The sequence below is a fragment of the Kitasatospora sp. NPDC056138 genome (assembly GCF_042264695.1).
Lineage (GTDB): Bacteria > Actinomycetota > Actinomycetes > Streptomycetales > Streptomycetaceae > Kitasatospora.
In genome coordinates this window covers 19,162-31,766 of record NZ_JBHJVK010000063.1, presented here as the reverse complement: position 1 = coordinate 31,766, position 12,605 = coordinate 19,162, and the positions used below count along the sequence as shown (strand labels likewise).

Below are 12,605 nucleotides of genomic sequence, written 5' to 3'. Positions count from 1 at the left end.
CGGGCAGCCGCGCGACATGGTGCAGATCGGCTACACGATGATGACCGAGCAGCGCGGACCACGCGGCCTGGTCGACGACCTGGTTCTCGCCGAGCAAGCGGGCTTCGACTTCTCGGTGATCTCCGACCACTTCTTCCCCTGGCTCGACACCCAGGGCCATTCGCCGAACGCCTGGGCGGTGCTCGGCGCTGCGGCACGCGCGACCACCCGCATTCCGCTGATGACGTACGTGACCTGTCCGACCATGCGGTACCACCCTGCGGTGGTGGCCCAGCAGGCGGCGACCGTCCAGTTGCTGTCGCAGGGGCGGTTCCGGCTCGGGCTCGGCAGCGGGGAGAACCTGAACGAGCACGTCGTCGGGGGCGGCTGGCCTGCTCCGGCGGTCCGACAGGAGATGCTCGCCGAAGCCGTGGAGATCATCCGCGAGCTCTTCGGCGGCGGCTCGGTCAGCCGTCGCGGTGAGCACTTCGAGGTCGAGTCGGCCAGGCTCTGGGACCATCCCGATCCGCCGCCGCCCATCGGTGTCGCCGTCTCCGGCCCGCGCTCCTGTGCCCTGGCCGGGCGGCTGGCCGACTTCGTCATCGCCGTGGAGCCGAAGCGCTCACTGATCGAGGAGTTCGCCCGACGCGGCGGCTCCGGCAAGCCCGCTGTGGGCCAGCTGCCGATCTGCTACGACCGCGACCGGGACACGGCGGTCGCCCGTGCCCACGAGCAGTTCCGCTGGTTCGGCGGCGGCTGGAAGGTCAACGCCGAGCTCGCCGGGCCGGACGGCTTCGCCGCCGCGAGCGCCTTCATCCGCCCGGAGGACGTGGCCAAGGCGATCCCGTGCGGCGACCGGGTGGAGGAGGTCGCCGAGGCGGTCCGGTCGTTCACTGCGGCCGGGTTCTCCGAGGTCGCCCTGATCCAGATCGGCGGCGAGAGCCAGCCCGCCTTCATCGAGTGGGCACGGGACCGTCTGCTGCCCGCGCTGCGTGGCGGGGGCGACGACCGCCGGCCCCCGGGAGCAGGCCCATGACCGAGTTCGGCTACTTCCTCTGCTGCGAGGAGTTCACGCCCGCCCAACTGCTCGAACAGGCCCGGCTGGCCGAAGAAGCGGGCTTCACCCGGCTCGCCGTGTCCGACCACTACCACCCCTGGAGCGACGCCCAGGGCAGCAGCCCGTTCGTCTGGTCACTGATCGGCGCGCTGTCACAGGTCACCAGGCTCCCGGTGACCACGCTGGTGAGCTGTCCGACCGTCCGCCTGCACCCGGCGGTGACCGCCCAGGCCGCGGCCACCTCCAGCGTGCTCACCGGCGGACGGTTCCGGCTGGGCGTCGGGACCGGCGAAGCGCTGAACGAGCACATCCTCGGCACGGTCTGGCCCTCCTTCGACGTCCGCGCCGAGATGCTGGCCGAGGCCGTCGCGGTGATCCGCGCCCTGTTCACCGGCGAGACGGTCAGCCACCGCGGCCACCACTTCACCGTGGACAACGCCCGCCTCTACACCGTCCCCGAGGGTGAACTTCCCATCTACGTATCGGGTTTCGGGCCGAAGGCGGCCCGGCTGGCGGCCCGGATCGGCGACGGGTTCGTCACCACCGCAGCCGATGCCGACCTGGTCCGCCGGTTCCGGGTCGCCGGCGGCGAGGGCAGGCCCGTGATCGGCAGCACCAAGGTCTGCTGGGGCCGCGACCGCGAGGAGGCCGTCCGTACCCGGCACCGCCTCTGGGCCTGCGAGCACCTGCCCGGCGAGCTCGCGCAGATCCTGCCCACGCCCCGCCACGTCGAGCAGGCCACCGGGCTGGTGACCGAGGCGATGGTCGCCGAGGCGGGCGGCTGCGGCGACGACCCGGCCGACCACCTCGCCCTGTTGCGCCCGTACCGGCAGGCCCGCTTCGACGAGGTCTACGTCGGTCAGATCGGCCCCGAGCTGCGCGGGTTCTTCGACTTCTACCGCGACCGGGTGCTGCCCGAGCTGGCCGGCTGATCCCGTGACGGTTCCGCCCGGGACGGCCGGGACGGCCGGGGCAACCGGTGTTTCGCCGCCTGCTCCCTGGGCACACGCCCGGCCGGTCCACCAGGAGGAGTCGTCATGAACCGCACACCCGAGAACCGTCCGCCGCTGCACCCCGGCGGGACCTTCGGACCTGCCCGGATACCCGATCACGCGCAGCCCGGCGGTCCTGGGGACGGACACCGCCCCCAGGACGAGCCGGACACCCCGCCGACCGAACCGGACGTCGGGGACGACCCGCACAGCGACCTGATCGCCCGGGCGCTCGACCAGGACCTCGGGCTGTCGACCGGGGAACGGACGGTGCGCGTGGTGCGCATCGAGAACGTCGAGCTGCCGCCCTACGAGTGAGAGCCGGCCGGTTCGCCCCGCATGACCCGCCCGGATGTGGGCAGACGCCTGCCCAGTGACCGTCCCGAAGACGAGAGACGCGAGACCGGAGACGCGAGACGAGGAGGCAACCATGAGTGGCGGGGACAAGGTCAAGAACATGGCCGAGAAGGCCAAGGGCCACGCCAAGGAAGCCGCCGGCAAGGCGCTCGGCAACGAGCGGCTCACCGCCGAGGGCAAGGCCGACAAGGTGAGCGGCGACGTCAAGCAGGCGGGAGAGAAGGTCAAGGACGTCTTCAAGGACTGACCCCGCACAACGGCCGTGAACCCGTTGGAGCGGATCCTCCGCGCAATCGACCGCGCGCAGCAGCGCCGGGTCGCACCGGCCTTCCTGTTCGGCGTGATCAAGAAGTACGGGGACGACCGCGGCGGACTGCTCGCCGCTCTCATCACCTACTTCGGCTTCGTCGCCCTGATCCCGCTGTTGCTGCTCCTCAGCACCGTGCTCGGCTTCGTCCTGTACGGTCACCCGGGAGCCCAGGAGGCCGTGCTCGACTCGGCGCTGGCCGATTTCCCGATCATCGGGGACCAGCTGCGCCAGAACGTCCACTCCGTCCGGGGCAGCGGGCTGGCGCTGGTCATCGCCCTGCTCGGGTTGCTCTACGGCACCCTCGGCATCGCCCAGGTCCTCCAGTTCACGATGGCGCAGGTCTGGAACGTCCCCGGGGTGCACCGCCCCGGCTACTTCCCGCGGCTCGGCCGTAGCCTGCTGCTCTTCGTGGCGCTCGGCACCGGGCTGCTGGTCAGCACCGCCGCAGCCACCCTGGTGGGCACGGCGGCGGGCGGGCTGCCCGCCCGGATCTGCGCGCTGCTGCTGTCCGCACTGCTCAACACCGCTCTGTGCCTGGCCTGCTTCCGTGTCCTGACGCCGAAGGACGTCGCTCCGCGTGCCCTGCTGCCCGGCTGTGTGCTGGCCGGACCGCTGTGGACCGTGCTCCAGGTCTTCGGCGGCCTGCTGGTGGCCCACAGCCTGCGTCACGCCACCCAGATCTACGGCTTCTTCGCCACCGTGATCGGCCTGCTGTCGTGGCTGTTCCTGTCGGCGCAGGTCACGGTGTACGCGGCCGAGGTCAACGTGGTCCTGGCCCGGCGGTTGTGGCCGCGCAGCATCCTGCAGCCCCCGCTGACCGGGCCGGACCGGCTGGTCCTCGCCGCGATCGCCCGGCAGGAGGAGCGGCGACCGGAGCAGCACGTCAAGGTGGTCTTCGACGATCTGCCACCGACCGGTCGGGACTCTGCGGGGTGCGACCCGCCCGACCGGGGGCAGCGCACCGTCGTGGTCCGCCGGACCGGGCCGGCCGCCTTCACCGCGCGCAGGCGGCCGGCCGTGGGGACGGTGCGGGAGGTGATCGACGTCGACGTCCCGCTGCACACGGCGTACCTGCGGTGGACGCGGTTCGAGGAGTTCCCCCGCTTCATGGCGGGCGTCGAGGAGGTCCGGCAGCTGGACGACCGCCACCACCACTGGCGCACCTCCGTCGCCGGGGTCCGCCGGGAGTTCGACACCGAGATCGTCGACCGGCTGCCCGACGAACGGGTGGCCTGGCGAACGGTCGGCAGCGAGCTGCGACGGACGGGCGTGGTGACGTTCCGGCCGCTGGACGAGCGGCGCACCCGGGTCCGGCTCGTCCTGCGCGTCGAGCCGGGCGGGGCGGCGGAGCTGGACGCCGACGTACCGGGCGTTCTCGCCCGCCGGATCAGGGGCGACCTGCGCCGGTTCAAGGGCTTCGCCGAGTCGGGCGGCGAGGGGACCAGGAGCGCGTGCGGCCGGATCTCCCCGAGCTGACCCACCCCCGTCCCGCAAGGCCTCTCTCTCCCGTTCTCTCCCGACCGACGGCCGGTGAACGGTGGCCGGTGGCCGGTGGCCGGTGGCCGGTGGACGGTTTCGGTCCGCGTGCACGGCACAGACGAGACGAAGGGAGAACACCCGAGCCGTCGAGGAGAGAGAGGGTGGTCCGCATGGTCGGCATGGCCGCGCTGCAGGGCAGGACGGTGGCTCTCCCGGTGCCACCCGAGGACGCGGAGCCGGAGGAGCCGGCCTCGCCGTGGGACGCGGTGAGGCCGGTCGGCGGCACCGCCCGGGTGCTCTCCACCGAACCCGGGGAGAGCCTCCCCGTGCACGACGAGGTGTTCGAGGTGTCCGAGGCGTCCGCCGACGGCCTCGCCGCGCCGGTACTCCCGGGCGGGGTCGCCGGTCCCGGTGTCCTCCGTACGGACCAATGGGCCGAGGAGTTCGTCCGGGGTTTCTTCGGCCGCGCCGGGAGCACCGGCGCGGCGAGCTGCCCCGGCCTGCGGCCTCCGGTCGAGGCGGACGTGGTCCGCGACCGCGCTCTCACCTCCTGGCCGAGCCCGCGCACCGGCCTCCGCACCGAGCAGCGAAATGCGGACGCCCAGCGGGTCGACCGCGCCGTCCAGGGCAGCGAGCGCGGCCCGAACGTCCTCGTCGCCGGCCGCGAGCCCGACGACCTGCCGCTCCTCGACGCCGCGCTCGTCGGACGGTTCGCCGAAGCCACGGTCGCCCGGACATGAAGGAACAGGTCCGCAGCAGCTTCCGGCACCCGGCCGAGTCGAGTGGCGACCGGCGCAGCCTGTTCGGCCACGTCGCCGAGGCCGGCTCCAACTTCACCAGCTCGCCGCTGTTCCACGCGATCTGTGTGCTGCTGGTGGTGGCCTTCGTGGTCGTCCACGCCGTCGGGGTGCCGCTGGAGTGGCAGCTGTTCGTCGGCGATGCGATGAGCGCCGTCACCCTGCTGCTGCCGGCGCTGCTCAAGAACGCCGAGCGGCGGTCCGAGCGCGCCGTCCAGCGCAAGCTCGATGCGATCGCCGCGGCGATGCTGGAACAGCAGGAGGGCAAGGCGGGCAAGGCGCTCCAGGACCTTCGGGAGGCGAGCCGCATGGAGGAGGAACTGTGACCGGCACCACCGCGTCGAGCGAGAAGGCCCCGATGGCAGCCGAGCAGTCGGCTGCGGCCGTTCCGACGGCCGGTGGTGATCCGCGTGCCGCCGGGCGGGGCGGTACCTGCGCCGCCGGTCCGGACGGACGGCGGTCGGCTGCGGCGACCGAGGAGCTGCGGTGATCCGCGCCGTCGCGGTCGTCGTGCCCGCCCACGACGAGGAGCGGCTGATCGGCGCGTGCCTGGAGGCAGTGGGCCGGGCGGCCGGGCATCGGGACCTGCGGGGCGTCCGGGTCGAGGTCTTCGTGGCCGCCGACAGCTGCCGGGACGCCACCGCGGCGGTCGCCCGGGGCCTGGGGGCCGACGTCCTGGAGATCTCGGCCCACAGCGCCGGCACGGCCAGAGCGGCGGGCAGCGCCCTCGCTCTCGCCGGGATGCTCGCGTCGGCTGGCCAGCTGCGGGCGGAGGACGTCTGGCTGGCCAATACCGACGCGGACTCCGTGGTCCCCGACGGCTGGCTGGCCGACCAGCTGGCCCAGGCCGCCGCCGGGTGGCACGCCGTCGCCGGAACCGTCGACGTGGATGACTGGTCCGGGCACCCGCCGGGGACCGCCCGGTACTTCTACCACCACTACCGTGCCCACCGGCACGCCCGGCACCTCACGGTGGCCGCCCACCCGCACGTCCACGGAGCGAACCTGGCCGTGCGTGCGGACGCCTACCGGGCGGTCGGCGGGTTCCGGCCCCTGGCAGTGGGGGAGGACCGGGCCCTGGTCTGCGCGCTGGAGGCGGCCGGGTACCGAGTCCGCCGCTCGGAGGAGCACCCCGTGGTGACCTCAGGACGGGTGCGCCCGCACTCCCACGGCGGTTTCGGGGAGCTCCTCCTCGCGATGGACCGGCTGGCACGCTCCCACGCCACCGGGCAGCCGGCCGACCTACGGCGACGCGACCTCCACGTCTGACCTCGGCACCACCACAGGCGCGGACCGCGAACGCACCGAGAGCGAACCGAGGGCGGCCGGGGGCGGCACCCCGTCCGAGTCCGTCGTGATCCGTCCGGAGCCTGCTGCGTGACTCCACCACGCGCCGGCGGTTGATCAGGGCAGCACTCACCCCATTCCTGGAGGCCCTGATGTCCACCGTCAGCCGAATCGCCGCAGCCCTGATCGGTCCAGCCCTGATCGGCGCAGCCGCACTGCTGGTCGGCACCGCCGCGACCGCGGCGGCCGTACCGTCCGGCCCTGACCCGATCGACAAGCAGCAGCACCTCAGCATCCCCGTCCTCGCCGTCACCGACATCGGCGACCTCGTCAAGGTCGCCAACCTCGGGCACGACCTCGCCGGGCTGCTCGGCCAGTAGCCACAGCCGGGGATCCCGCCCCGGCGGCTCCCCGGCTCCCCGGTTACGCGGCTCCCCCGGCTACCCGGAGAGCTCGCCGAGCAGCTGCCGTACGTGGTCGCGGAACGCCCCGGTGGCGGGGTGGGCGGGGGTCTGCGGCCAGACCAGGTGGACGGTGACGGGAGCCGCGTCGGCGATCGGCAGGTAGCGGATGCCGGGGTGCGGGTGGGAGTACCCGGTGCCCTCGGCCGTGACCCCGACCGCCTCTCCGGTGGCGATCGTGGTGAGCCACTCGTCGGTGTTCGCCACCTCGAAGGCCTGCGGGCGGTCCCCCTCGGGCCACAGGGCGGCGCTGGTGGTGGCGGCGGTGGCGCAGAGCACGACCGGGCGGTCGGTGAGGTCGGCCAGCCGGACGGCGGGGTGGCGGCCGAGCGGATCGCCCTCGGGTACGGCTGCCAGGCGGCCTTCGCGGTAGAGCGCGAGGGCCGCCAGCCCGGCACCGGCCTGCGGGCGGGTGCGCAGGAAGGCAGCGTCGAGTTCACCCCGGCGCAGCGCGCTCTCCGGGTCGTCGCGGCGGTGGACCTGGACGGGGATGTCCGGGTGCTGCCGGCGCCAGCCGCGAAGCAGCGGAACGGTGTGCCGGCCCAGCGCGGCCCAGGCGAAGCCGATCCGCAGCGGGCCCGGTCCGGCCACGGCCTGCGCCAGTGCCTCGTCGACCTGGTTGAGGATGCGGTGCGCGTGGTCGGACAGCCGCTGTCCGGCCTCGGTCAGGGTGAGGCTGCGGGTGGTGCGCTCGACCAGCCGGGTGCCGAGCCGTCGTTCCAGCTGGTCGAGGGTGCGGGAGAGCGCGGGCTGGCTGATGCGCAGCACCGACGCGGCGCCGGTGATGGTCCCTTCGTCGCCGATCGCGGCCAGTGCCCGCAGATGCCTCAGCTCCACATTCATAACTGCCGAGCATAAGTGCAGCGTGCAAGGCATTTCCGTGGCGGTGCGGCCGGGCACTAGCGTCACGGGCATGAAGATCCTCCTCATCGGGGCCGCCGGAAAGCTCGGCTCGGCCCTCCACGAAGTGCTGACCGGACGCGGCCACGAGGTCCTCACCGTCGGCCGGGCCAGCGGCAGCCTGCGGTACGACATCACCGATCCCGCCCAGGTCGCCGCGATGTACGAGCGGGCCGGAAGCGTGGACGCGGTGGTCAGCGCCGCCGGGGACGTGCCCTACAAGCCGGTCGTCGAGATGTCGTCGCAGGACTACCCGGCCGCCTTCCGGGGGAAGGTGCTGAGCCAGATCGAGCTGGTGCGCCAGGGGGTGCCCGTGGTCGCACCGAACGGCTCCTTCACCCTGGTCACCGGCGTACTGGCGCGCGAGCCCATCCCCACCGGCAGCGCGGCGTCCATGGCGAACGGCGCGCTGGAGGCGTTCGTGCGGGCGGCTGCCATCGAGATCGCGCCGCAGCGCATCAACGCGGTCAGCCCCTCGGTCTTCACCGAGAGCCTCGCGGAGTACGGGGACTTCTTCCCGGGCATGCGGCCGGTCGATCTCGCCGACGTCGCCCAGAGCTACGTCCGTTCCGTCGAAGGCGGCCTGACCGGCCAGGTCTTCGTCCCGTAGCGGATCGCGCGGGCGGTGGCGGCCGACGGGTCCACAGGTTCAGCGGGCCGACGGTCCGACGGGTCAATGGGCCGACGGGTCAACGGACCTGCGCGTCGGCGGCCCGCACGCAGACCGGGTCCGCCGATCCGCCCGCCACCGAGCTGTCGGCCACCGAGCCGCCCGCCGCCGGACCGTCGGCCGCGTCCGAGGTCCGCTCGGCCTCGGCGGCCCACCGGCGGGCGAGTACCGCACAGACCATGAGCTGGATCTGGTGGAAGAGCATCAGCGGCAGCGCCATCAGGGCCGCCGAGCCGGGGAAGAGCACCGAGGCCATCGGAAGACCCGCCGCCAGGCTCTTCTTGGAACCGCAGAACACCAGGACGATGCGGTCCCCGCGCTCGAACCCGAGCCGACGGCCGACCAGCAGGGTGCAGGTCAGCACCAACGCCAGCAGCACGGCCTCCACCAGGACCAGCGCAACCAGCCGGGGCACCGGGAGCTCGCTCCAGATGCCGCCGACCACGCCCGCGCTGAAAGCGCTGTAGACGACCAGCAGGATGGACCCGCGGTCCACCAGACCGAGCACCCCGCGGTGGCGGCCCATCCAGCCCGCGAGCCGGCGGCGCAGCAACTGCCCGGCCAGGAAGGGCAGGAGCAGTTGCTCGACGATGCCGAGCACCGACCCTGCGGAGACACCGCCCCGGGTGCTGAGCAGCGCGGCCGCGAGCAGGGGTGTGAGCGCGATGCCGAAGAGGCTGGAGAAGGTGGCGCTGCAGACGGCGGCCGCCGCGTTGCCGCGCGCGATGGAGGTGAAGGCGATCGACGACTGCACGGTGGACGGGAGCAGGGTCAGGAAGAGCAGTCCCTGGTAGAGCTCCGGACTGAGCAGCTCGGGCACGAGCGCCCGGCTCGCCAGCCCGAGCAGTGGGAAGAGCCCGAAGGTGACGACGAACACCGTGCCGTGCAGGCGCCACTGTTTCAGACCTTCGACGGCCTCCCTGGTGGACAGCCTGGCGCCGTAGAGGAGGAAGAGCAGGGCGACCGCGCCGTCGGCGGTGTGCGACACGACCGGCGCCGCGGCCCCTCGCGCGGGGAACAGGGCTGCGAGGCCGACGGTGCAGAGCAGCGCGGCCAGGTACGGGTCCACGGGCAGGCGGCGTGGCGGCTTCGGGAAGGGCATGGTCTCTCCGCAGACGGACGGTGACGGAAGGTGCCGGGCACGGACAAGCACGGACGGACAGGCGCGGACGGACAGGCGCGGACGGACTGGCAGGTGAGGGTGGGCACGGACCGGCGGGTGTGGACGGGACCGGACGGGCGTTGACGGGCACCGGTGGTTCGGGTACGGCGGACGCGGAAGCCGGTCGCTTCCGGGCGCGGTCCCAGCCTGGCCGGTGCTCCGGTGATTGTGAATCCCGCTCATGGCGCTCACTGTCATCACGGAACGCGATGGCCGGGTTAGTCTGGCCGGGTGTTCGATCCGGTACAGCTGAGATCCTTCCTGGCGGTCGCGCAGACCGGCGGGTTCACCCGGGCCGCGCAGCGGCTGGGACTTCGCCAGTCGACGGTCAGCCAGCACGTCCGGCGGCTGGAGGAGAGCACCGGTCGGCGGCTGTTCCTCCGGGACACCCACTCCGTGGAGCTCACCGCCGAGGGTGAGGCCATGCTGGGCTTCGCGCGGTCGATCCTGGAGGCGAACGAGCAGGCCCTCGCCTACTTCACCCGGACCCCGGTCAGGGGCCGGGTCAGGTTCGGTGCGTCCGAGGACTTCGTGTACACCGAACTGCCGCAGATCCTGCGGACCTTCCGGCGCGGCAATCCGCAGGTCGACCTCGAACTCACCGTCGGCCTCAGCGGCCTGCTCTACGAGCAGCTCTCGGACGGCAGGCTCGACCTGGTGCTCGCCAAGCGTCCCACCGAGGGTTCGGAAGGGCGGCTGGTCTGGCGGGACCGGCTGGTCTGGGTCGGGGCCGAGGACTTCGCCACCGAGCCCGGACAGCCGGTCCCGTTGATCGTCTATCCCCCGCCGAGCATCACCAGGGCCCGCGCCATCGACACCCTCGACCGGGCCGGGCAACCGTGGCGGATCGCCTGCACCAGCACCAGCCTGTCCGGCGTACGGGCCGCCGCGCTGGCCGGGTTGGGGGTGATGGCCCACGCCGGCAGCCTGATCCCGCCGGGCCTGCGCGCACTGCCGCAGCAGCCCGCGCTGCCGGACCTCGGCGAGACCGAGTTCGTCCTGACCTCGGGACGCAAGGTCGCCCGTGGGCCGGTGCGTTCGCTCGCCGACGCCCTGCTCGCCGGTGGCGACCGGCTGACACACGTACCGCGCACAGGCCCGGCGCGGAAACCCTGAACAGCGAAAACCCTGACCGGACCGGGGCCCCGAGCAGCCCGAAACCCTGAACGGGCTGGTACCCGGCCGGACCACCACCCGAGCCGCCCGAGCCACCTCGAACCACCTGAGCCCCCGAGCCATCAGCGTTTCGTCCCCGCCGACGCGCCGGGACGACTTCGACCACTCTCCGGAGGAACCCGCCGGGGACCGAACCCGCCGGGGACCGAACCCGCCGGGGACCGGAGCGGGCGGGGACCGGACCGGGCGGGGACCGGACCGGGCGGGCCGGCGCAAACGGGTGAAGGCGAAGGCGCCGAGCGCGTCCGGCCGAGAGCGCCGGGGAGTTCACGGTATGGCTGTGCGGGACGGTCGGCCGTGGACGGGAGTCGTGATGGTGCGGTTGCGGAACAGGCCCGGGCCTGCCGGGCGGACCCGGCCGACGGTCCGGGGGGCGGCCGTGGCACTGGACAGCCGGGCCCCGCTGTTCGACGGGCTCAGGGGGTTGCTCCGGAAGATCTTTCCGGACCACTGGTCCTTCCTGCTCGGCGAGTTGGCGCTCTACAGCTTCGTGATCCTGCTGCTCACCGGGGTGTTCCTGACCTTCTTCTTCCAACCGTCGATGGCCCAGACGGTCTACACCGGACCGTACGCCCCGCTGCACGGAGTCCTCGTCAGCGAGGCGTACTCCTCCACGCTCGCGATCAGCTTCGAGGTCCGCGGCGGCCTGCTGGTCCGGCAGATCCACCACTGGGCCGCGCTGGTCTTCACCGCGTCGATCGGCGCCCATCTGCTGCGGATCTTCTTCACGGGCGCGTTCCGCCGTCCCCGGGAGGTCAACTGGATGGTCGGGCTGACCCTCTTCCAGCTCGCGCTGCTGGAGGGTTTCGCCGGCTACTCGCTGCCCGACGACCTGCTGTCCGGGACCGGGCTGCGCACCGCGCAGGGGTTCGTCCTGTCGGTTCCGCTGGTCGGCACCTGGCTGAGCTCCCTGCTGTTCGGCGGCGACTTCCCCGGGCGGAGCATCGTCCCCCGGCTGTACACCACGCACATCCTGCTGCTGCCCGGGGCCCTGGCGGGCCTGATCACGCTGCACCTGCTGCTGGTGTTCGCCCTCGGGCACACCCAGTGGGCCGGGCCCGGCCGGCACAACCGCAACGTGGTCGGCAAACCGCTGTACCCGCTGTTCCTGGTGAAGACCAACGGTCTGCTCGCGATGGTCGCCGGTGTCCTGGCGCTGCTGTCGGCGGTCGGCCAGATCAACCCGGTCTGGCGGTACGGGCCCTACCGCCCCGACCAGGCGTCGACCGACGCCCAGCCCGACTGGTACATGGGGTTCATCGAGGGCGCGCTGCGGTTGATGCCCGGCGCGGAGACCCGGGTGTGGGGCCACTCCGTCCCCTGGAACCCGCTGCTGCCGGCCGTGCTCTTCCCGCTCGTCCTCTTCGTCGCGCTCTACGCCTATCCGTTCCTGGAGCGCTGGGTCACCGGCGACCAGGGCCCGCAGCACCTGTGCGACCGGCCGCGCGACCGTCCGACGCGGACCGGTCTCGGTGTCGCCGGCTTCTCCTGCTACGTGGTCCTGCTGCTGGCCGGCGGCCAGGACCTCATCGCCCGCACCTTCGCCCTGTCGGTGGAAGGACTCGACCGGGTCCTGCGGGTGCTGCTGTTCGCCGTGCCCGTCGTGGCGTTCTGGGTCACCAAACGGCTCTGTCTCGCGCTCCAGCAGGCGGACTGCGAGCGGCTGACGGAGGGTGCGGAGAGCGGGTTCGTCGACGAGTCGGTCGAGGGCGGTTTCACGGCCGCCTCGCACCCGCTCGGCGCTCGGGAACGGTTCACCCCGGCGGCCAGGACCGCACCGCGTCCGCTGCCCCGACCCGCAGCGGGCGCCTCGCGACGCGACCGGCTGCGCGCGGCGCTGAGCTCCTGGTACTACCGGGACCGGGTCGAGTTCCCCGAGGCCCGGGAGGGGACGGAGAGCGAGGAGAACGTGCCGACCGGTCGCCGGCCGTGAGTCCTCACCGCTCCCGCCGGACTCCCGCCGACCGTACCTGGGCCC

The 12,605-nt window shown here is 73.0% G+C and carries 15 protein-coding genes; 13 read left to right on the top strand and 2 right to left on the bottom strand.

All coding sequences use genetic code 11. From position 1 onward, the window contains the following. The first annotated feature begins 16 nt into the window (after positions 1 to 16). The 10 genes from ACFC1R_RS29935 (at position 17) to ACFC1R_RS29890 (ending at position 6,638) form a co-directional block, all read left to right on the top strand. A complete protein-coding gene (locus tag ACFC1R_RS29935) occupies positions 17 to 1,015 on the top strand; it encodes an LLM class F420-dependent oxidoreductase (RefSeq protein ID WP_375943867.1) in 999 nt (332 codons plus the stop codon). Beyond that, positions 1,012 to 1,968 carry a TIGR03557 family F420-dependent LLM class oxidoreductase gene (locus ACFC1R_RS29930; protein WP_375943865.1) on the top strand — a complete coding sequence of 319 codons (957 nt, stop codon included), beginning with the start codon at positions 1,012 to 1,014 and terminating at the stop codon, positions 1,966 to 1,968. The genes ACFC1R_RS29935 and ACFC1R_RS29930 overlap by 4 nt, the downstream gene beginning before the upstream one ends. Positions 1,969 to 2,073: 105 nt before the next feature. Then, entirely contained in the window at positions 2,074 to 2,346 is a 273-nt protein-coding gene (locus tag ACFC1R_RS29925) for a hypothetical protein (protein WP_375943863.1), read from the top strand. Between the two features lie 112 nt (positions 2,347 to 2,458). Continuing rightward, positions 2,459 to 2,632, top strand: a complete 174-nt coding sequence (locus tag ACFC1R_RS29920; RefSeq protein ID WP_375943862.1) for a CsbD family protein — start codon at positions 2,459 to 2,461, stop codon at positions 2,630 to 2,632. Between the two features lie 15 nt (positions 2,633 to 2,647). Continuing rightward, complete coding sequence (locus ACFC1R_RS29915) at positions 2,648 to 4,171, top strand: YhjD/YihY/BrkB family envelope integrity protein (RefSeq protein WP_375943860.1); 1,524 nt, start codon at positions 2,648 to 2,650, stop codon at positions 4,169 to 4,171. 173 nt (positions 4,172 to 4,344) lie between these two features. Next, positions 4,345 to 4,914, top strand: a complete 570-nt coding sequence (locus ACFC1R_RS29910; RefSeq protein WP_375943903.1) for a DJ-1/PfpI family protein — start codon at positions 4,345 to 4,347, stop codon at positions 4,912 to 4,914. Beyond that, a complete protein-coding gene (locus ACFC1R_RS29905; RefSeq protein ID WP_375943858.1) occupies positions 4,911 to 5,297 on the top strand; it encodes a low affinity iron permease family protein in 387 nt (128 codons plus the stop codon). Before ACFC1R_RS29910 ends, ACFC1R_RS29905 begins: the two co-directional genes overlap by 4 nt. Then, positions 5,294 to 5,461 (top strand): hypothetical protein, encoded by a 168-nt coding sequence (locus tag ACFC1R_RS29900; protein ID WP_375943856.1) that lies wholly within the window; start codon positions 5,294 to 5,296, stop codon positions 5,459 to 5,461. The genes ACFC1R_RS29905 and ACFC1R_RS29900 overlap by 4 nt, the downstream gene beginning before the upstream one ends. Then, entirely contained in the window at positions 5,458 to 6,240 is a 783-nt protein-coding gene (locus tag ACFC1R_RS29895) for a glycosyltransferase (RefSeq protein WP_375943854.1), read from the top strand. Before ACFC1R_RS29900 ends, ACFC1R_RS29895 begins: the two co-directional genes overlap by 4 nt. A 170-nt stretch (positions 6,241 to 6,410) precedes the next feature. Continuing rightward, a complete protein-coding gene (locus ACFC1R_RS29890; protein ID WP_375943852.1) occupies positions 6,411 to 6,638 on the top strand; it encodes a hypothetical protein in 228 nt (75 codons plus the stop codon). A 60-nt stretch (positions 6,639 to 6,698) separates the two neighbouring features. Here the strand turns inward: ACFC1R_RS29890 and ACFC1R_RS29885 are convergent, their stop codons facing one another. After that, a complete protein-coding gene (locus ACFC1R_RS29885) occupies positions 6,699 to 7,562 on the bottom strand; it encodes a LysR family transcriptional regulator (RefSeq protein WP_375943850.1) in 864 nt (287 codons plus the stop codon). 70 nt (positions 7,563 to 7,632) lie between these two features. Between ACFC1R_RS29885 and ACFC1R_RS29880 the strand changes: the two genes are divergently transcribed. Beyond that, positions 7,633 to 8,229 carry a short chain dehydrogenase gene (locus ACFC1R_RS29880; RefSeq protein ID WP_375943848.1) on the top strand — a complete coding sequence of 199 codons (597 nt, stop codon included), beginning with the start codon at positions 7,633 to 7,635 and terminating at the stop codon, positions 8,227 to 8,229. Positions 8,230 to 8,308: 79 nt separating this feature from the next. Here the strand turns inward: ACFC1R_RS29880 and ACFC1R_RS29875 are convergent, their stop codons facing one another. Further along, positions 8,309 to 9,391: a bile acid:sodium symporter family protein gene (locus tag ACFC1R_RS29875; protein ID WP_375943846.1), complete on the bottom strand. Its 1,083-nt coding sequence runs from the start codon at positions 9,389 to 9,391 to the stop codon at positions 8,309 to 8,311. 291 nt (positions 9,392 to 9,682) lie between these two features. Here ACFC1R_RS29875 and ACFC1R_RS29870 point away from each other — a divergent pair, with 291 nt between their 5' ends. After that, a complete protein-coding gene (locus ACFC1R_RS29870) occupies positions 9,683 to 10,567 on the top strand; it encodes a LysR substrate-binding domain-containing protein (RefSeq protein ID WP_375943844.1) in 885 nt (294 codons plus the stop codon). A 373-nt stretch (positions 10,568 to 10,940) separates the two neighbouring features. Beyond that, positions 10,941 to 12,560 carry a cytochrome bc complex cytochrome b subunit gene (locus ACFC1R_RS29865; protein WP_375943901.1) on the top strand — a complete coding sequence of 540 codons (1,620 nt, stop codon included), beginning with the start codon at positions 10,941 to 10,943 and terminating at the stop codon, positions 12,558 to 12,560. Positions 12,561 to 12,605: the final 45 nt, after the last annotated feature.